This is a genomic window from Sphingobacterium sp. MAE (assembly GCF_056711605.1).
The window spans coordinates 3,570,678-3,590,143 of sequence record NZ_CM160044.1 but is presented as its reverse complement, the minus strand read 5'-3'; the positions used below and the strand labels follow the sequence as shown (position 1 = coordinate 3,590,143).

Genomic DNA, 19,466 nt, shown 5'->3' with positions numbered 1-19,466 from the left:
GAATATTATATTTGTATATTAAATTAAAGCTATACTTATGTAGTTTTTAAATTGGTTCACACACTATAATTTGATTTTATAATGGGTAATAATTGTAATTTGATATTAGGTTCGTTTTATACGAAAAATCTTGTAGATGAACTTCAGCTTTCGATGTGTGTGTTTATTAACAAGCATAAACAAAAGTCGATCGGGTTATTTCTCATGAGCGATCTAAAAGTAGATAATGAATTATTGGTCAGTTATGTACAGAAAAATGCAGGTCAAGGTCCAAAGCTTATCATCAATGAGGATTTGGTATTAAAGCATTTCAATAATAAAAAGGAACAATTTTACTATTGGAAGGGTACCGTAGCTACGATTCGAAGTATGTTAAGATTATTGGACTTCTATTGTTTTACTGAATTGGGACAAAAACCAATTACTCCGATTGAAGGCCATCCATTTGTTATTCAAACAATGTATATGTTAGAGGAAGTGGAAAAAAGAAATTTGCAGATTGAAGCGAAGCTGAAGCAGTAATTGTTTTCGCTTTTATACATCATGTATATGAATTTAGAGTGATTTGTATTTGAATAAGACATTAAGATTGATTCTTCAAATTTACTCGTTACGATGATTTGGTAATTCTCCGATTTTGGTTGATATTATTTATACAGGATGATTTCCTGAACTCGTGAAAAATTCAACCTCATTTCCAATCTTTGAGTACCATATCTTTCCTATATCTTCCATACTCAAAGTATCTTTATTCTCTAAAAGTTTTATAATCTATGTTTATCACGTGCTATAACCATATTGGGTTGGTTTTTAGCAGCGCAGTCTACTTTTTCAAATTTATCACCGTACCAACACATACATTCCTTAGATGTGAAGGTGTAGATTATAGTGGTAATAAAAAAAGTTAATAAAGGACAAGATTATGCTCGATCAAATCAGTTGGGACTGTGGAAACTATATGAAAATCCAGTATTTGATTAATGTCTACACGTTTAAATTAAAAGTTTTCTTAATAAAAGCTCGACCTCTTTAGCATGGGTAATGGTCATAAAATGACCAGCATGGTCGATTACATAAGATGTATTGATATTATTAATGGGGATTATACGATCTTTACTCCCATGGATATGAATGAGATCAGCTGAAATGATTTTATTTTTCCAGTTTAATATTTTATCGACTGCCCATGCTAAGAATTGTGGGTCAGTATCACGTAAAATCTGTTTGAGCATCAATTTGTCTTCTTCGTAAGTTATGCCAAAGAAATAATTCATCACCATAGTATGTTTTTTGAGGAAATTATTAGGAATAATATTATTGAGTTTTAGCGCTCCTATGATTCTGTAAAGTACGGGTATTTCCTTAGTGCACTTTGCGGAGGCTAGCAGTATTATTTTTTTTACTTTAATTATCTTTGCTATTTCCATTGCCATCATGCCTCCAAAAGATAGCCCGATTAGGATGGGATTTTTGACTGTTATTTTTAATGATAACCTTTGAGCATATGATACCATTGACTCACTCGGAAGCGGAGACATCCAATCTAAGTATTCTATATTTATACCTTCAAAGTTTATTTTTGAAAATACTCTTCGATCTACGCCCAATCCGCTTAGTATATAAATATGACTGTTGCTCATGTACTAATTGATGATTATACTTGATGAATAATTCAATTCCTTAAAATTTATAGAGATATTGACCGGAATCTATATTTTATTATTAATACTTTTAAATTAGTGAAAATATAACAAAATCGATCTTATGAAAATTATTTTTTTGGTTTAATGGGAAGATGTTCAATATAAAATTTGAAGCAAACATGTTACATTATGATTTGGGACAACAATTAATTGGGGAAATTAATTATTGTCAGAAAAAAATACTTCTAATCAAAGGATTAGTCACTTCTTTTTGATCGCTGTAGAAATTTAGTTATTAAAAATGTGAATTTTGGATATAAGCTTACATGATTTGTTAGATCATGTAAGCTTAAACTAATTATTTTCCAGTTATTGCAATTTTGATTTCATTTCCTTTATCAAGTCCACTAACACCACCGCCCGTGTATTTTACGGTGTATTTTCCCGGCTTAATGGTGTAATTCTTGGCCAGGTTATATATGGTGCTCACGCTATCATGTGGTTGCACATGAATAAAGCTGTCTATAGGAGGGGGCATTATTCTTCTAGCCATAGGACCAGTAAAAAGTGCTTCGTTGCCCTCCTCATCGAGAACTTCCATGTATTTTCCTAAAAATGGTTCAAAAGGTGTTTCCCATTTGCAAAAATGCTGCACCGTATCCGCATGATTGATCACAGTGAAAGACAATTGTACAGAATCTGTTGAGAAATTATTACCTATTGTTCTTAAATGTGTTTGAAGTGTGGGTAGTGCGGAGTCATTTTGTTTTACTTCATTGGACGAGCTTACCGTTTTTTGATTTTGACAACCTGTTAACGTTACAGCTGCAATACATAATATTAAGGAATAGTGACGAATCATACATTTTTGAATTTTAATAATTAATTATTATTGTGTTTAGGATGTATTTAGATCGATGACATGTTACTGAGAAAGGGGAGTGCTAATGAACATTTTTCATATCTGAAATTGTATTGTGCTCAATATCATTACTTGAGCGAAATATCTGATACTTCAATCAATTCGGGTCCGGCCTCTAAAGGATAGCCTGCGAGCTTTTTACCTTTAATTATAACAGATTTATTTATATAATCATCCAACTTTATTTTAATACTTTTCAACGCATAGCTTTTATTCTCTGCATTTATCATGTGTGTTCCATATTGAAAGGTAGTTATTCCTAACGGAGTTATTTCCCCTGTAATAACAAGATTGCTCTTATCTCCAGTATTTTTCATACTGCAGCAGCTAGAGAGAAAGCCTACAAGGATGGTAAATATCACGATCTTTTTCATACGTACTAAACGATTAAAACAATATTGATGCTACATATTTACTGGTATTAAATAAATCAGCTTAGAATTTGATAAACATACTGGTGCCTGATGTCTCTTTATATATACAAAACGCCCAAATATCTGGGCGTTTTGCATTACTTTAAATATACTAATCTATATTTTTCTTATAGATTTCTTCTGCTTCTTTATCATCAAAAAGACGCATTTGTTTTACTAACTTTTTTTTCATCATCTTGACCACAGCGCCATAGACAGGATCAAGATATACATTATGAAGTTCTTGAGGATCTTTCTGTAAATCAAATAATTCCCATGTTTCTAGACGTTTGTAATATCTGATCAATTTGTATCGGTCATCACGCACTCCAAAATGTGGACTTACTGCGTGCTCCCCATTTTCAAAATAATGATAGAAAAGATCTTTCCTATGTTCTTTGTTAGGTTTTTTGAGCACATGTACAAAAGATTCACCTTGGATATCCTTCGGCTTTTTGACCGATGCAAGTTCAAGTAGAGTCGGTGCAATATCGGCATTGACCACTTTGGCATTAATTTCAGTATAGGGTTTTATCAATGCTGGATAGCGCATGACCATCGGTGTACGGAAGGATTCTTCATACATCCAACGTTTATCAAACCAACCATGTTCGCCCATATAAAAACCTTGATCGGACAGATAGATGACGACTGTATTTTCCTTGAGTTGCTTACTGTCTATATAGTCCAGTACTTTTCCGATGTTCCTGTCCATGGATTGTGCAGTATTGAGGTAATCGGTCATATAGCGCTTAAATTTCCACTCTGCTAAAGCTTTTCCCGTCAACTTGGATTGCTTAAGTTCTTCATAGATCGGTCTGTAATAATTGATGTATTTTTCTTGCTGTGCTGGTGTCATGCGTTTAAAATTACCATCCTGCATCATCGCTTCAACAGATTCGAACATCTTTAGATCGTAGCCCATGCGCATATCCTTATCAATAGACATCTCCTGAAGCTTGGCTGGTTTACGGCTTTCGTAGTCGTCGTAAAAGGTTTCCGGTAATTTAAAATCAACGCTGTCATAAGTGCCAAAATCTGCAGGATCGGGCATCCATGTACGATGGGTCGCTTTATGACCGATAACCAAGCAAAAAGGTTGTTCTTGATTTATGGTATCGAGCCAATTTAAAGCTTTGTCGGTCACGATATCTGACACATATCCTTCACTTTGTTTACGTCCTTGTTTACTGATAAAATCTGGATTGAAATAGGTGCCTTGATCAACCAAGATGTCAAAATAATTGAATCCTTGTAATTTATCCCCCAAATGGATTTTACCGACCCAGGCGGTATTGTAACCGACCTGCTGGAGCTGTTTGACAAATAAATCTTGACTGAAATCGAATTCGGAAGTCTCGTTATCCTTAAAACCATTTTTGTGACTGTACTTTCCTGTCAATAAAGTGGCCCTACTGGGGCCACATATTGAATTGTTGACAAAAGCATTTTTAAAAATAGCCCCTTCATTGGCGATACGATCTATCTGGGGTGTTTTTCCGTATTTTGAACCATATGCTCCTATGGTTTGATAGGCATGGTCATCGGAAATGATGATCAAGACATTAGGTCTTTTTTGTCCGTAAGCATGTCTTCCTGTAGTCAAAGCAAGCGCTAGAATTACAATAAAACTTAATTTCATGAGCCTTTTTGTTTAAAGTTGATGGTTAATTCTTCTTTTGAAGTGGAGTTTATTTTGACCCAGCCTGATCGATCTTGACCCGAATCATTTGCTTTGATCGTCAGCTTTTGTGTTACATTACCAGATCCGAATTTGCGTTCCACACTGTACCACTGTACATTTGCCGGTAAAGTAACCCACCAGCCATTGGTGGTCCCCTCAATACTTATGGTATAAGTACCTGCTATTTTCTCTATTTCGTTTGTCACGGTACTGGTCACCTGAAATGGACCAGAGACAGGTTTAGCAGGAAGGTTTTCTTTTTTGCAAGCAATTAACGATAATAAGATTAGGAGTATAAGGAAACCGGAGTTTCCTTTTTTATAAATTAATGTCTTCATGATAGTGATTTTACCAGTTTGGGTTTTGTTTCCATTTACCATTTGTCAATTCGATCATCCGTTGCTGGATGGGAAGTAAGTAATCTCGATCGACTCTAAATCGATAGCCACTTGGCAATACTGCTTTGTAAGGATCCATGTAGCGTGTAGCATCACCAGGATTACCTGAAAGGAAGAAATTGACATTTTTTCCTGTTGGTGCTGTGTCATAGTATAAAAGATTGTCTTTGTAAAAACCTGCACTGCTGTTTTCTTGCGCAATATTGCTTCCCATAAAAAGGATACCTAAAGGTCTTTTGCCAACGATCAGTTGATCAGCAGCTGCCCAACGGAAAATATCTTGCAAGCGCAGACCTTCAGCTACGAGTTCAACACGTCTTTCTCTTCTCACTGCTTGTATATATTTGTCTAGCTGTGCAAAAGGATAGTTTACTGAAGTATTATATTCTCGGTCGAAGTCCATGTCAGGCATATTAACGCGTGCACGCAATGGTCGTATCGCATCAATAATTTTACTCGGATCTTCTTTAAGTTCAGCTATAGCTTCCGCATAGTTGAGCAATACTTCTGCATAACGAAAATAAATGACAGGAGCAGCACTCATGCCATCATCAGATACCGCAGGAAGACTGTTGTATTCCACATATTTGTACATCGGGTAACCTGTGGTGGAACGATTGAATCCACTTTGATTGATCGGTGGAAAATTGGCTGCAACAGCATCAGGTCGTAAAGGTGCCTGTGGCACTACTGCTGTTTGTGCCAATCGTGGATCACGAACTGTAGGTCTTAAATCTTGGCTGTATGTTTTTTGCACTTCGGTCTGTAGTGTACCTACAAATGGTTTCCCATCTGCTGTTAAATAATCACTCACGAGACTCTGGGTCAAACCGATATCTCCTCCTCCTGTTGATAGGTATTTGGAAACACCGTGTCCGACATTTTCTGAAGGATTATAGCGTCGATATAATAAAACTTCATTGTTTGTAGAAAGATTTGCCGTATTGAACATATTGCGATAATCATCATTGAATTTTCCGGTGGTATATATTTTCCAGCGGTTACCATCTATAATAGTCTTGGCGGCATCGCGTGCTTGAGTCAGATAACTCTTAATCTTATCTTCTGTAGCTTCCGTGCTCGCAAATGGTGTCCCTTTTAATTTATGGTACCGCTGCCACGTTCCTTCATAAAGACCAACTCGCGATTTTAATGCCAGAGCCACATCACGGTGCACACGCATACTCGCATTGTTAGATGCTGTAGGTAAAAGATCGATTGAACGGTTCAGGTCGTTGAGGATAGAATCTACGATCATAATACGACTATCCCTAGCTAATAACGTGGATTCATCTTCGGAACTCAACAATTGATTGACCCAGGTGACATCGCCATACTTTTTGACCAATTCGAAATAATACCAAGCACGGAAGAAATATGCTTCGCCGAGATATTTGTTGATATCGGTTTGATTTCCTTTTGCATTTTTAGATTGCTTTAGAAAAAAATTAATCGATCTTATTTGCGTGTATTCACTAATACTGGAAGCATTGGAGATCGTCAACTGTCCGCTAAGTCTCGGATCCACACTGGTAAAAATCATATTGTCAGTACGTGCATCGTCAAAGGCTGGACCTACACCGCCTGTAAAATTGGGATGCCCAGGTAAGGTTTGATAGAATTGATTGACATACAATTTAAGCTCATTGGTCGAAGATAAACTCCCTGTTGTAGATAGCTGATCCAATGGTTCCCGATCCAGAAAATTACTGTTGCATGCTGAAAATATCGTAATACTTGCTGCAAGTAGGCATAAATATAGATTATATAGTTTCATGTTGCTCGGATTAAAAATTAACGTTTAGACCAAAAGAATACACTTTGCTCAAGGGATATATCTTCCCAGTACCTGAACCGCCGTTAATGGTTTCTGGGTCAAACATTTTCGCCAATGGGCTAAAAGTCAATAAGTTTTCGCCACTAACGAATAGATTGATGCGTTCGAATTTCCAGCGCTGTATTAATGATTTTGGAATATTATAACTGATAGTTAGGTTTTTGAGGCGCAAGTACGCAGCACTTTGCAAATAACGGGTTGAAGATAGCTGTGTCTTATTGATATAAGAATTGATGGCACCTGCAGGTGCTGCATAAGGATTTGGATAGTAAGCATCAGGATTACTTTCAGAGAAATAATCTAAATGTTGTTTGAAAACGGTCACTTGTGCTAAGGCACCTGCTCCCCAGAAATAAGCATCTGCAACTGCTGGACTAAAATCCCTTTTACCAATACCTTGCCACAGCATATTCATCGATAAATTTTTCCACGTTAATCCACCAGATAAACTATAGTTGTACCTTGGGGTGTTGTTTCCGATGATGGAAATGTCGCCCATATCACCTAATCGGTTGGTCCCATTATTGATTTTCCCATCATTATTGTTATCTAGATACATGACATCTCCAGGGATCCAATCACGAGCGGACAAAAATGATTGATCCAATTTATTATAAGCATCTGCTTCTGCTTGTGTACGGATCAATTGATTGGCGGTATAGCCCCAGATTTCACCAGAGGTTTTGCCTTCATACCATTGTCCACTTGGATCAAATTTGGTTGGATTTTGATATTTCGTAACCATTGATTGGTAATCTGTGAGTATTAAGCCTAGGTTATAGCTCCAATCGTCAGAAAGTTGATCACGCCATTTAACATTGACTTCCCAGCCACGTGTTCTTAAATCAGCATTATTACTTTTTGCAGGTACTGTACCGAAAAGATCGGCTACATCTCGAGATGGACCGAGCATATCTTTGGTATTGCGCTGATAGATATCAATTGCACCTGTCAATCTATATTGGAATGCCGTAAAATCAAGACCGAAATTTGCGCTGCGTACAGTTTCCCAAGTAATCAAAGGATTGAATGCTCCTGGAGCGTTTATGTAGCTCTCGCGGCCATTTTCAAAATAATACCTTCCCCCAGCTCCATTAGCTCCTGGTACGACGATGCTCATGTTTTCCGAGTACGCATAGAGTCCTGCTCCAGCCTGATTTCCTAGTGATCCGTATGAACCTCTTATTTTCAGTTGATTGACCCAGCTCACTTCATCTTTAAAGAATGACTCTTCACTTATGTTGTATGCAGCCGATACCGATGGAAAGAATCCCCAACGATTGTCGGATGCGAAACGTGAAGAACCATCATAACGTCCATTCACTTCCAATAGGTATTTTTGGTCGAAATTGTAATTCAAACGCGCAAAGAAACCACGAGTTGCCCAATGATTACGGGCTTCTTTACTGGATTTGGTTCCTGTTGATAAGTCTATGCCAGGGCGGTCAAAACTAATCAAATCACTAGCGGATGCATAGATTTCCTTAAACTGATTTAGCTCTTGCTGAAAACCCGCTGTGAGATCAAAGTTGTGCTTGTCGACCGAAACTTTGTAATTGGTATAGATGTTGGGTGTGAGATAATTGTTAGTATTCATTTTACGTTCGAAACTGCCACCTAAGGGTATATTGTACTCAGAACGGTTAACAAGATAGGACGTTCCATCGATGCCATAGATCGTGCCTGGTAATTTTAAGATATCATTGGCATCATTATCCAATCTGTAATTGAGATCAGCAAATATTTTCCAGTTTTTTAGGGGATTTATTTCTACACCACCTAATATAGCTAATGTATTGTTTGTTAATTCATCTTTTGTACCCGATTGTAAATATGGCACCATGGATTGTTCATTCCAGTTTCCATAAAAATCATAGGGTGATACATTAGGACGCATACGAGCTAAATTGTGAAAGAACATGTCTTCGTATCCTGCTAAAGGTGTTTGATTGTTGTTTTTAGTATATTTAACATTGGCTTTGACTTTTAACCAAGAGGTCAGATCTGAAGAAATAGAACTGTTGAAATTATAGCGTTTATAGTCAATATTTGCATAGCGCAAGATTCCTTCTTCGTTGTAATAACCTGCCGATACGTAAAATTGAGTACCAGCATTACCTCCGCTCATGTTTACGGTATAATTCTGACGTAGAGCAGTAGGTTTATAGTGCAGATTGAACCAGTTAGTATTAGCAATTCCATTGGCACTGTTTTCCCAGCTTGCATAATTGTTCGTGTTGATTTCTGGAAAGATCGACAGACTGCTTGGATCATTAATATACTGTTGCAATAGCGCAATTTTGTCTTCCGAATATTGCTTTGTACCCAATGCATTAAAGGTTGCTGTATTGAAGAAATTGGCAAACTCTACCGAATTGGCCATATCGGGTAATCTTACAGGGGATGTGAGTCCAGTATTACCAGTAAAACTGATTACTTTTTTTCCTGCGGTACCTTTTTTAGTTGTTACCAAAATAACACCGTACGCAGCTCTTGATCCATATATCGCAGATGCTGATGCATCTTTTAATACCGAGATGTTTTCAATATCGCTGGGATTGATATCTGCTAGTGACATCTCCATTCCGTCGACAAGTACATAAGGACCATCGGTACCGCTGATATTTCCTACTCCACGTACATTGAGATTGAAACTTTGACCAGGCTTGGTATTCCCTCCAACATTCACATTTAGTCCTGGGACCACACCCTGCAAGCTTTGTGTGGCATTGACAACGGGTCTATTCTCCAATTCCCGACCGCTTATAGCGGAAACAGCACCTGTTAAGTTGACACGTTTTTGCGTTCCATAACCAACGACAACGACTTCTTCGAGTTGAGCAAGATCATCGGCCAATTGGATAGATTGAAAAGTCGATGAGTAAGATAATTCTCGCGAAACAAAACCGACACTACTGATCATGATCGTACTTTGAGTGTTTTTAACTGCAATTATAAATTCACCTTTTTCATTTGTAAGTGTACTTCTATCAGATCCTTTTTCCTTAATGGATACGCCAGCTAAAGGCTCGCCTTTGCTATCGGTGACCTTACCATGAAATTTTGGATCTTGTATTACGATTGGTGAAATGATGATGCGACCACCATTGATCTCCTGCATTTTTAGTCCTGTTTTTTGTAAAATAGGTTCCAATAGTTCATACCATGGTTTTCTAATTGCATTGATATCACTGATCACAAATTTGTCGATCTGATTGTCATTGTAGATAAATCGCAGATCAGTTTGTTTTTCGATCAACTGCAGTAAAGTTTTAAATTTTATGCTTTTGTTTTTTAATGTAATGTTGCCTTGAGCAAGTGTCGAATTTGCATAACTACTGTAGCCAAAAGCTACAATAAGTAAAAGCGTAAATTTTACCATGAAGAGCCACTTTAGGTAATAAAGAATTGGCACATGACTGACGACATGTGAATTTTTTTTCATAATTTTAGATATTAGAAGTTAGTAATTAAGCACATTACTTTCCTAGGGCTTTGTGCTTGTTCATTCATCTTTAAGGGTGTATCATTACGATATACCCTTTTTTGTAAAGTTCTGATTCATAATTTTAAGTTTTAATAAATTAATATACTGTCTTGTTTTTCTGTATAATGTAAATTAACACCTGTTTTAATCAACAGGTCAAGTAAATCTTTACAGGTTTTTTCCTCAAATACACCGCTGAAAGATTCATTCATAAGTTTTTCATTTTCGATTAGAATCGTTTTATTATACCAACGTTCCATTTTTTTTGTCATAAGCGCTAGTGGATCATTTTGAAAAACAAGCTTATTTTTAGTCCAAAGCATATCCAGTTGCTCACCGTCTTCAGAGTTAGCTTTTTTTATATCAATAATTACTTTCGTATTTTCAGTTGAGGCACTTTGACGATTTGTGTTGATCCGCATGGCATTGGTCATCATATTGGTCACTTCAATCTTGTCTCCAGGCTGCATGATATAGTGGCGAAATTTACCATTGTCCTTTATCTGCAAGTTGACCTTCCCTTCAATCAATGCTGTTTCCATTCTCTTTTCTTCGGGATATGCTCTGACATTAAATTGAGTCCCTAATACCTCGATTCGGTTACCATAAGAATCGACATGAAAAGGTAGCTTTTTGTTTTTTGCAACATTAAAGTAAGCTTCACCAGAGAGTTTCACATCACGGTTACTATGTCCATATGACTTGTTGTACTCCAATTTGCTCTCACTATTGAGCCAAATCTCCGTACCGTCTTTCAACCGGTAGAATTTGCGTTCTCCTTTGGCAGATATAAGTATGATGTTGTCATTGGTCATTGGTTTATAGATGTAGTTTACAACTATTGCGAGCATAAAAAGTATTAGTATTGCCGCTAGAGGAATACTATATTTTCTTATTTTACTGTATATTTTTTGTTGTTGCGGTATGATTTGTTCTTCTTGAATAGCAGTTAATTTAAATTTCTGCTTAGATTTTTCATATTGCGTCTCGATCGATATTATTTTTTCGGTAGAAGTAGGTTTACTGTTCGTAAGGAAAAGGTATAGATCGATTCTGCTTTCATCTTCAGCCATCAGACGATATAGATCATCTAGTTGTGGCCCCGTGATAGTTTGGTCCAAAACTTTATGAATCAATTGTAGATATTGCTGATCTGTTGATGACATATTTTTAGGGTTTATCATGAAGACACATGAAAAGATCAATATCCCCAATATGAAATCTTATTTTTTTGATTTTAATAGAAAATACAATTTTTCAATCGCGATCTGGATATGTCGATCTACTGTTTTTACCGCAATGCCCATCGTTTCTGCAGCTTGTTTATAAGTCATTTGGCAATCTTTTACCAATAGAAAAGCTTCTTTGGTTTTAGGCGAAAGTTGATCTATAGCTCGTTCTATCTCTCGAGTTTTTTCTTTCGATATGAGTAGAGCTTCCGGTGATAAGTCGTCCACTAGAGTATCACAATACACTTCTGCAGGTTGGTATTGAATGATTTTGTTTCGTAATAGATTGAGACATTTATTCTTTGTCGCTCTGTATGTATAGGCAGATAGTGATTTGATCTGAACAAGTTTTGGACCCATATTCCAAATTTCCCAAAGAACTTCACATGCTACATCTTCAGCATGATATCCGTCTTTTATAATAGATGATGCATAGCCTTTTAGAACTTCAAAATTTTGCATGAAAAACTGTTTAAACACATCTTCATTGCGCATAATGGCAATTTTATGTTTTTGTTCTTCAGTGATTTCTTGAATGTCGTACATCGTTATGGGTTTTTGATTGGGCTTGACTAAGATAAACAAATCATACATAAAACGATTATTCTTGAAAAAATATTCTTTGCGCTGTCTCTTACTTAATGAAAAAAAATCAATCTACTATCTAGTTTTAACATCTACAAACTTATCTTTCTTTAAATCTTACGTACATTAAATAACACTGAAAATCTTTTAGTTATCTACATGTAATTTATCAATGGTTTGAGTATTTATCAAATATTCTTTTCAAGTATTAATGCTGTTTTGCAAATATAAAACGAGGAAAATTGCAATGTTGAATTGGGATAATACTAAATAAAGCTAGCATATTCAAGTAATACATTTGATAATGTATACTTAAAAATTAACCAATATTGTAAACCTTTTCTTTGTTGCCAAAGAAAACGAAACCAAAAAACATAAAAAAAAGTATGTTTTACTGCCTATTATGATCGGGCTTTCCCTACATAGTTGGGTTCAGGCTAAACTCACATTTATATCATTTAAAAATGATTTGGAATCGAATAATATAAATCAATGACCTATTAAAGGAGTTCTCAAATCTACTAATGGAACAGTAATCACCAACCTCTCTACGTGTAAGACGACTCAAACAGACACAGTTGGGACATTTGAAATAGCTGGATTTATGGACCAAAGTCTTAAAATCACAATGGTAGGTTATCATGCACAAATACTCAAGGTTGAATCAAATGAGATACAGATTATGTTATCTACAGCGGACGTATCACTCGCCAACACTAAAATACCTAATTTTAATTATAAATTCTATTTTGGATTTTTGATCAGGTTTGAAGTTATTCAATAATTTCGGTAGGCTTGTGGATATGCTATGATAACCTTTTTTATCTGATAAATATTTCTGAAGTTGAAATAGAGGTGATTGAGCAATTATTACTACTAAATATCGAAAATGTGTTACGTTGATATCTGTATAAATTGATTACATGTAATACTTAATCTGACCTAATAAAGTATTTGTATACCATTGATTTTTATATCTATACAACCGGTCTTTCCATCTCTTTAGCCATTCCAAAAGCATTGCTGCCACTATTATTTTTGTTAGATTATTTTTCTAGATAATAGATATGTAATTCCAGTTGACCATTTTTCATGTCATAAAGATATTAGTAGATATTAAGTATTGAAATGTATCATTAATGGAGTGAAATTGTCGGCTATGGGATAAATAAAATATATACATATTTATTGATCTCTCCATAGTCGGCTAATAAATAGATGTTACAGAGTGAATTTGGGTATAAATTTTTTTTATAAAAAAAATAGTTATTATAAAAATTATTGTATCTTAGAAATATTATGTACTACATAATTAATAAATTAATCATTTGTAACTAAAGCAGCTAAGATTAGAATAGACTGAAAAAGAAATGTGATAAGGAGGATTTTCTAGTTACAATTTATAGTGAACACATTTTAAATTTTTTTAATAATCATTATGAAAAAGAGAATCCTAAATTTTATGACAGCAAGTTCCTTGCTATTTCTTTGCAGTACAATAGTATCTTGCAACAAAGAACAAGTAGATCAATCAAGTAATCAAATGGTAAGTGTATCAAAAACAAATGCTTTGACGATTACTTCTTCTTTACAAAGCCTATCCGATTACGAGTTAATTTGGTCAGATGAATTTAATACAGTCGGTGGATTTGACGATAGTAAATGGAGTTATGCAGAACGTGGTACCGTTGCCTGGAACAAATATATGACGCACACTTCTGATTATGTTTCGCAAGATGGTAATAACTTATTATTGCGTATGGATAATGCTGTGATTCCAACAGATCCAGTCCCTTATCATAGTGGGGGAGTAAAATCTCAGAATAAATTCAGTATGACTTTTGGTAAGGTTGAGGTAAGAGCAAAATTTACACAGGGTAGGGGTTCATGGCCAGCAATTTGGATGATGCCAGAGCCTGCAACAGCTTACGCTGGATGGCCAGGTTGTGGCGAAATTGATGTTATGGAACATGTTAATAATGAGATGGTCGTACACCAGTCCGTACACAATGCTACAGTTACAGGGTCTGGGGGGGGCACAAGTGCTACACATTCTACGAGTTATAATGCAGCAGACTATAATATTTATAGTCTAGAATGGAGCCCGGTTGCACTCAAATTTTATGTCAACAATATTTTGCAATATACTTATAACAAAGCCAGTGGAGCTACTTGGCAACAATGGCCATTTGATGTTCCATTTTATATAATTTTAAATCAAGCTGGAGGTGCTGGTTGGCCAGGAGCCATTACAAATGCAGATTTACCTTTTAATATGCAAGTGGATTATGTTCGTGTTTATAATCTGCCTATATTTTACAATGGTGGTTTTGAAACAGGCACACTTTCCCCTTGGACTTCTTGGGGTGGAAATGCATCTATTATCAACACCAATGTGCGTACCGGTTTAAAATGCATTCAATTATCAGGTGGGGCCAATGCTATAGAACAATATTTAACAGGTTTACAACCCAATACAACATATCGCTTTTCTGGTTATGGTAAAGTGTCTGCAGCTGGCCAACAGGTGTTGTTAGGAGTTAAAGGCTATGGCGGCACGGCTGTTAATGTCGCTTTTAATACGACCTCATATATCAATAACTCAGTTACATTTACAACAGGAGCGACACAAACTACAGCAACCCTATATTTTTATAAGGCAGGTTCTGGAACTGTTTATGGCGATGACTTTACATTGGAAAAATTATAATAATATCTTAAGTATTTAATATTTCATTCACTAAAACTCAATGAATATCAGCAGGTTTTAGTGAGTGAAATTTATCCCCTTTTAGGGGGTTTTATCGTTGCATTCTTTTGCAGATGTACTTTTTAAAAAGTAGCAAGGAGCTCGCATGGAAATTCTTTTTGGCAAGAAATGTACAATAATTAAATCCTAACCTTTCCACTGTATAGTTAAACTAGCGGTTGTTAAAATGGTCATTGATAATTATGCTTGCTAGCTAGTCCAAATAGATCAAGTGTGTTTATATGAAAAAAAAAGATCTGATTATCCTACAATTTTTACTTAGTATCGGCTGACAAATAATTTGCATTAGCTATTTAGTTATTATATTTCTAATAATATGTTTTGTTCAAAGCATTAGTTATGAGTGTGTAACATATGTTGTGATTGATTTTACGTTGATATATAGTCTGGGCGTGACTTACATAAAGCTCAATTTAACCGATTATAAGTAATACGTATGTTAAAAACTAATTGTATTATGTTATGTATTAATATACATATTGCTTTATTTTTATTTAAAAATATTCATGGAAAAAAGAACAGTACTAGTATCTGGAGCCAGTATTGCTGGTCCAACTCTTGCTTTTTGGTTGTCTCGATTTGGTTTTGAAGTGACTGTAGTAGAGCGCGCTCCAGAATTGAGATTAGGTGGACAAAATATAGATGTTAGAGATGAAGCACAGAAAGTCGTACAACTCATGGGGTTGGAAGATAAAATCCTAGCCGCTAATACTGGTGAGTTAGGAATTCGTTTTGTCGATGCCGCTCATCGTATTAAAGCTGAGTTTCCAAAAGCAAATTCAGATTTTGGAACGGCTGAATTAGAAATCCTCCGAGGGGATCTTGCTCAAATCCTCTATCATGCAACCCAGGAAAATGTAGGTTATATTTTTGATGACCAGATTACGGTGTTAGAAGATCAGGGAAATCAGGTTTTAGTTACCTTTAAAAATAATGCGCCGCGCATTTTTGACCTCGTGATCGCGGCAGATGGAATCCGTTCCACGACACGTAAGTTGATGTTCGGAGATGAGCCACAAATCAAGTACATTGGCGTTTATTGTTCATATCTCACCATTCCTCGGATCGAGTCTGATGATGAATGGGCATATTGGTATAATGCACCTGGCTCGAGAGTCTTAAACACAAGACCTGATAATGTGGGTACAACCCGAGCTTCCTTTTCTTTTCTTTCACCAGATAACGGCTATGAAAAATTAGATTTAGTAAAACAGAGAGAAATTTTGAAGGATAAATTTGCAGATGCCGGATGGCAAGCTCCACGTATTCTAAAAGCATTAGATCAAAGTAAAGATGTGTATTTTGATCGTATAAGTCAGGTAAAGGCTCCTCGATGGTCTAATGGAAGGTGCGCAATGGTTGGTGATGCGGCCTATTGCCCCACTCCAATGTCAGGAATGGGAGCAAGTCTATCCATTGTGGGCGCATATATATTGGCAGGTGAATTAGGACGACATAAAAATCATCAAGATGCTTTTGAAGCTTACAAAAGTTGATGAGACCTTTTGTTGAAGATATTCAAAACTTACCTCCAGGAGTGCCATGGGTAGCACATCCTAAGACAAAGTTGGGCATCACACTTTTTAATGCTGCCCTTGGAATAGCATCAAGCAGGTTGGTGAAAAAAATTTCAAAAATTTTTGGAGGTAATGCCAAAAAGGATCTAAAAGAGCGTGTTAAATTGCCTAATTATAGATAAATAAGTTGTTAAATTTTAATGGTTCAATCTTTCTTTGTTTCCATATTAATATTTGGATAATAAACAGATACTAAATTTAATTTTTTAAGTCAATGCTTATATACTCTCCCAAATATCTAGTTTTAATTTTTGCCATGCTGGTATTGATCGTAAGTAAACTGAAAGGGCAGTTGATTAATAATAATGATATTGGGTATGTTGAAGATTACCAGAAATTACCAAGAATAAATTTTGTAAAATCCAATGTTGTGGAATATGAACAATGCAAATCACTAAATCAATTCGTAATACCTAAGATTAAGCAGAGCAAAACAAATTTTTATTTACAGACAAATACCGGTCAAATAAAATTTAAGAAAACACTACCGGATAAAAAAGATTTTAATGGATATGAATTCCTTGGATACTATCCTCAGCTTAATATGTATGCGATCACAGAGAATATCATGTCTGATGAATTAAGTTTTGGTTCACTTGCATTAATCGATAGTATAACAGGAAATTCGTATACGATTGTTTCCATAGGGGATGGGGCAGTTGAAACCCCTATCATATCTCCACGGGGCAACTATTTAGTTTATTATTATAATTGGCTATATGATGGCAATAGTTGTTTTATTGGGTTATTGCAGATGAATAGAAATAAGACACATATTCTTGAAGAGCATCAAAGTTTCGAGAGTAAAAATTTTATGATTGAAGGAATCCGTTGGTTGGACAACGATACGTTTATAGTAAAAACTTTTCAATCAAAAGATATCGATGGTGTTCACTTTAAAAAAATCAATTATTATAGAGCCAGTTTAAATTGATAATGGATCAAAGACATGTAATAGATCCGTTGGAATGTTACTATAAAATAAAGACGTAGTTCCCACATAAAAATGTATGTTAACATTTAAGCGTATTTTTTGTTAATAGAGTACTTATGGTAAATCAGAAGTTAACCGTTAAATTATAGATATATTGAATTATAAATATTTTATTATGAGAATTAAGTTGGCCATTTTATTATTGTCCGTTTTGTTTTGTGCTCCGGTTTTTGGTCAGATCAAAAGTATTTATGAAAAAACAGTAGATTCTTTAAATCAAATCGGCCAACCAGAGAAGATTATTCCATATTTAGAGATAGAAGTTAAAAAGCAACCTAAAGACGAAACGTTACTTCGATTAACGGGGTATCAATATTTGCAATTAAACAACTTAGAGCGTGGTGAGCATTATTACCGTCAAGCACTTATGGTCAATCCAGCATGTGCACGTTGTTATCTCAATCTAGGTCTGATTTACGCTTTTAAAAATGATTTTAATCAAGCATTAAACTATTTAGATAAAGCTGTGGCTAATGATTCAAACGATGATATGATTTTATCAAATCGAGGAAGAATAAAGGATATGATCGGTGATAAGATTGGTGCTTTAGTAGATTATGATAAATCAATATCAATTGCTCCTGATCGCGCCAGTAACTATGTGGAAAGAGGAAATTATCATTTAAATCATCAAGAAAAATCTAAAGCTTTGTTGGATTTTAATAAAGCGATCGAACTCGATTCTAAGCATTATAAGGCTTATTTTTTTAGAGGTAGATTGAAATTTGAAAATAACGACCTCTCTGCTGCATTGGAAGATATCAATCAAGCAATCTCCTTAGTTGCTCCTGATCCTCAATTATATAATTTTCGGGGTACTGTTTATAACCATTTGAAACAATTTGAAAATGCTTTGACAGATCTTAATACATCGATCCAACTTAATCCCAATGATGTTATCACTTATTTAAATAGAGCCGAAATATATTATGCGCTAGAAGATTTGGATGCATCCTGTCAAGACTATACAACAGCAAAAGCATTAGCTCTGGAGCAAAAGTTAGAGGATGCTGAATTATACAAAAACATGGAGGAATCAATGTCGACCTTTTGTGATTCCAGCAAAGCCAGTTATTACTATCAGCGCGGGGTGGCTTTTTATAACTTACAACAATATGAAAAAGCATTAAAAATTTACGATGCAGGATTACGGCAATTTCCTGATAACGCCATGATTTTATCTTTTAAAGGTAATGCACACTTGGCTCTGAAAGATTTTACTAACGCTACTTTAAATTATGATATTGCTTTAATTAATAAGGCGAGCTTGATGCTTGAATTTAAAAATAATCCTCGCTTTATCAATGCAAGCCAACAAGAACTTCAATCCTATTACGATGCTTCTTTAGCGGATATTTATTATCACGACGCGGAAAGTAAAGTGAATACTGGAAAATTGGATACCGCTTTAGTACGAATGAATGATGCCATTGCATTGATTCCAAATCTCAATGGATTTGCAAAAGAATTATATTTTAATAGAAGAGGCCATATCTATTTGTTGCTAGGGCAATATAATCAAGCTTTGGTTGACTTCAACCAAAGTATCCAAATCAATGGAAAGTATGCTCTAGCTTACATAAATAGGGCCATAGCCAAGGTAAGCCTATCCGAAAAACCAACCCAGTCAGCTATTATTATCCGTACTAAACAGCCTAACCAACCTTTCAGGATGAATTGGACAATTAATTCAAAAATACGTTCTGAAAAAGCAGATCTAAATCTTAAATCTGCTTTAGCAGATTGTAATAAGGCAATAGATCTAGACAAAAGCGATGGTTTTTCATATTATGTTAGGGGACAGATTAAACAGTTTTTAAATGATCCAACATGTTGCGCAGATCTTCTTAAAGCAAAAAAAATGGGTATTGTCGTAGAAGATGATTTGCTAGTTTCATGTAATCAATAATTCTAAATTAAAATAGTA

Annotated in this window: 15 protein-coding genes; 6 read left to right on the top strand and 9 right to left on the bottom strand. The window is 35.3% G+C overall.

Features of this window, described 5'->3' with window-relative positions:
* Positions 1-81: 81 nt before the first annotated feature.
* A complete protein-coding gene (locus AC06G9_RS15345) occupies positions 82-522 on the top strand; it encodes a hypothetical protein (protein ID WP_346567477.1) in 441 nt (146 codons plus the stop codon).
* A 470-nt stretch (positions 523-992) separates the two neighbouring features.
* Here the strand turns inward: AC06G9_RS15345 and AC06G9_RS15340 are convergent, their stop codons facing one another.
* The 9 genes from AC06G9_RS15340 to AC06G9_RS15300 form a co-directional block, all read right to left on the bottom strand.
* Positions 993-1,640, bottom strand: coding sequence for an alpha/beta hydrolase (locus AC06G9_RS15340; protein WP_480956628.1), 648 nt, complete (start codon positions 1,638-1,640; stop codon positions 993-995).
* A 361-nt stretch (positions 1,641-2,001) separates the two neighbouring features.
* Positions 2,002-2,505, bottom strand: a complete 504-nt coding sequence (locus tag AC06G9_RS15335) for a protease (RefSeq protein WP_480956627.1) — start codon at positions 2,503-2,505, stop codon at positions 2,002-2,004.
* A gap of 128 nt (positions 2,506-2,633) precedes the next feature.
* Positions 2,634-2,882 carry a hypothetical protein gene (locus AC06G9_RS15330; RefSeq protein WP_480956626.1) on the bottom strand — a complete coding sequence of 83 codons (249 nt, stop codon included), beginning with the start codon at positions 2,880-2,882 and terminating at the stop codon, positions 2,634-2,636.
* 208 nt (positions 2,883-3,090) lie between these two features.
* Positions 3,091-4,620 (bottom strand): sulfatase family protein, encoded by a 1,530-nt coding sequence (locus AC06G9_RS15325; RefSeq protein WP_480956625.1) that lies wholly within the window; start codon positions 4,618-4,620, stop codon positions 3,091-3,093.
* A complete protein-coding gene (locus tag AC06G9_RS15320; protein ID WP_260948805.1) occupies positions 4,617-5,000 on the bottom strand; it encodes a hypothetical protein in 384 nt (127 codons plus the stop codon). Before AC06G9_RS15320 ends, AC06G9_RS15325 begins: the two co-directional genes overlap by 4 nt.
* 10 nt (positions 5,001-5,010) lie before the next feature.
* Positions 5,011-6,837 carry a RagB/SusD family nutrient uptake outer membrane protein gene (locus tag AC06G9_RS15315; RefSeq protein ID WP_094772437.1) on the bottom strand — a complete coding sequence of 609 codons (1,827 nt, stop codon included), beginning with the start codon at positions 6,835-6,837 and terminating at the stop codon, positions 5,011-5,013.
* Between the two features lie 10 nt (positions 6,838-6,847).
* The gene (locus AC06G9_RS15310) at positions 6,848-10,342 is read right to left on the bottom strand and encodes a SusC/RagA family TonB-linked outer membrane protein (RefSeq protein WP_480956624.1); all 3,495 of its coding nucleotides are present in this window, start codon (positions 10,340-10,342) and stop codon (positions 6,848-6,850) included.
* Positions 10,343-10,473: 131 nt separating this feature from the next.
* The gene (locus AC06G9_RS15305) at positions 10,474-11,550 is read right to left on the bottom strand and encodes a FecR family protein (RefSeq protein ID WP_045756553.1); all 1,077 of its coding nucleotides are present in this window, start codon (positions 11,548-11,550) and stop codon (positions 10,474-10,476) included.
* A 57-nt stretch (positions 11,551-11,607) separates the two neighbouring features.
* On the bottom strand, positions 11,608-12,207 hold the full coding sequence (locus AC06G9_RS15300; RefSeq protein WP_045756552.1) for a sigma-70 family RNA polymerase sigma factor: 600 nt from the start codon (positions 12,205-12,207) through the stop codon (positions 11,608-11,610).
* Positions 12,208-13,636: 1,429 nt separating this feature from the next.
* Between AC06G9_RS15300 and AC06G9_RS15295 the strand changes: the two genes are divergently transcribed.
* The 5 genes from AC06G9_RS15295 to AC06G9_RS15275 all read left to right on the top strand — a co-directional run bounded on the left by AC06G9_RS15295 (position 13,637) and on the right by AC06G9_RS15275 (position 19,448).
* Entirely contained in the window at positions 13,637-14,908 is a 1,272-nt protein-coding gene (locus AC06G9_RS15295; protein WP_480956623.1) for a family 16 glycosylhydrolase, read from the top strand.
* A 566-nt stretch (positions 14,909-15,474) separates the two neighbouring features.
* Positions 15,475-16,464 (top strand): FAD-dependent monooxygenase, encoded by a 990-nt coding sequence (locus AC06G9_RS15290; protein ID WP_480956622.1) that lies wholly within the window; start codon positions 15,475-15,477, stop codon positions 16,462-16,464.
* Positions 16,464-16,667 (top strand): hypothetical protein, encoded by a 204-nt coding sequence (locus tag AC06G9_RS15285; protein ID WP_480956621.1) that lies wholly within the window; start codon positions 16,464-16,466, stop codon positions 16,665-16,667. The genes AC06G9_RS15290 and AC06G9_RS15285 overlap by 1 nt, the downstream gene beginning before the upstream one ends.
* A gap of 92 nt (positions 16,668-16,759) precedes the next feature.
* Positions 16,760-17,479, top strand: a complete 720-nt coding sequence (locus tag AC06G9_RS15280) for a hypothetical protein (protein WP_094772439.1) — start codon at positions 16,760-16,762, stop codon at positions 17,477-17,479.
* Positions 17,480-17,654: 175 nt separating this feature from the next.
* On the top strand, positions 17,655-19,448 hold the full coding sequence (locus AC06G9_RS15275; RefSeq protein WP_248753142.1) for a tetratricopeptide repeat protein: 1,794 nt from the start codon (positions 17,655-17,657) through the stop codon (positions 19,446-19,448).
* Positions 19,449-19,466: the final 18 nt, after the last annotated feature.

What these genes read in the sequence shown, in the direction of transcription:
- AC06G9_RS15285 (WP_480956621.1), top strand. Translation starts at nt 16,464, where the DNA reads ATGAGACCTTTTGTTGAAGATATTCAAAACTTACCTCCAGGAGTGCCA.
- AC06G9_RS15290 (WP_480956622.1), top strand. Translation starts at nt 15,475, where the DNA reads ATGGAAAAAAGAACAGTACTAGTATCTGGAGCCAGTATTGCTGGTCCA.
- AC06G9_RS15335 (WP_480956627.1), bottom strand. Translation starts at nt 2,505, where the DNA reads ATGATTCGTCACTATTCCTTAATATTATGTATTGCAGCTGTAACGTTA.
- AC06G9_RS15305 (WP_045756553.1), bottom strand. Translation starts at nt 11,550, where the DNA reads ATGTCATCAACAGATCAGCAATATCTACAATTGATTCATAAAGTTTTG.
- AC06G9_RS15340 (WP_480956628.1), bottom strand. Translation starts at nt 1,640, where the DNA reads ATGAGCAACAGTCATATTTATATACTAAGCGGATTGGGCGTAGATCGA.
- AC06G9_RS15280 (WP_094772439.1), top strand. Translation starts at nt 16,760, where the DNA reads ATGCTTATATACTCTCCCAAATATCTAGTTTTAATTTTTGCCATGCTG.
- AC06G9_RS15310 (WP_480956624.1), bottom strand. Translation starts at nt 10,342, where the DNA reads ATGAAAAAAAATTCACATGTCGTCAGTCATGTGCCAATTCTTTATTAC.
- AC06G9_RS15345 (WP_346567477.1), top strand. Translation starts at nt 82, where the DNA reads ATGGGTAATAATTGTAATTTGATATTAGGTTCGTTTTATACGAAAAAT.
- AC06G9_RS15295 (WP_480956623.1), top strand. Translation starts at nt 13,637, where the DNA reads ATGAAAAAGAGAATCCTAAATTTTATGACAGCAAGTTCCTTGCTATTT.
- AC06G9_RS15300 (WP_045756552.1), bottom strand. Translation starts at nt 12,207, where the DNA reads ATGTATGATTTGTTTATCTTAGTCAAGCCCAATCAAAAACCCATAACG.
- AC06G9_RS15275 (WP_248753142.1), top strand. Translation starts at nt 17,655, where the DNA reads ATGAGAATTAAGTTGGCCATTTTATTATTGTCCGTTTTGTTTTGTGCT.
- AC06G9_RS15330 (WP_480956626.1), bottom strand. Translation starts at nt 2,882, where the DNA reads ATGAAAAATACTGGAGATAAGAGCAATCTTGTTATTACAGGGGAAATA.
- AC06G9_RS15315 (WP_094772437.1), bottom strand. Translation starts at nt 6,837, where the DNA reads ATGAAACTATATAATCTATATTTATGCCTACTTGCAGCAAGTATTACG.
- AC06G9_RS15320 (WP_260948805.1), bottom strand. Translation starts at nt 5,000, where the DNA reads ATGAAGACATTAATTTATAAAAAAGGAAACTCCGGTTTCCTTATACTC.
- AC06G9_RS15325 (WP_480956625.1), bottom strand. Translation starts at nt 4,620, where the DNA reads ATGAAATTAAGTTTTATTGTAATTCTAGCGCTTGCTTTGACTACAGGA.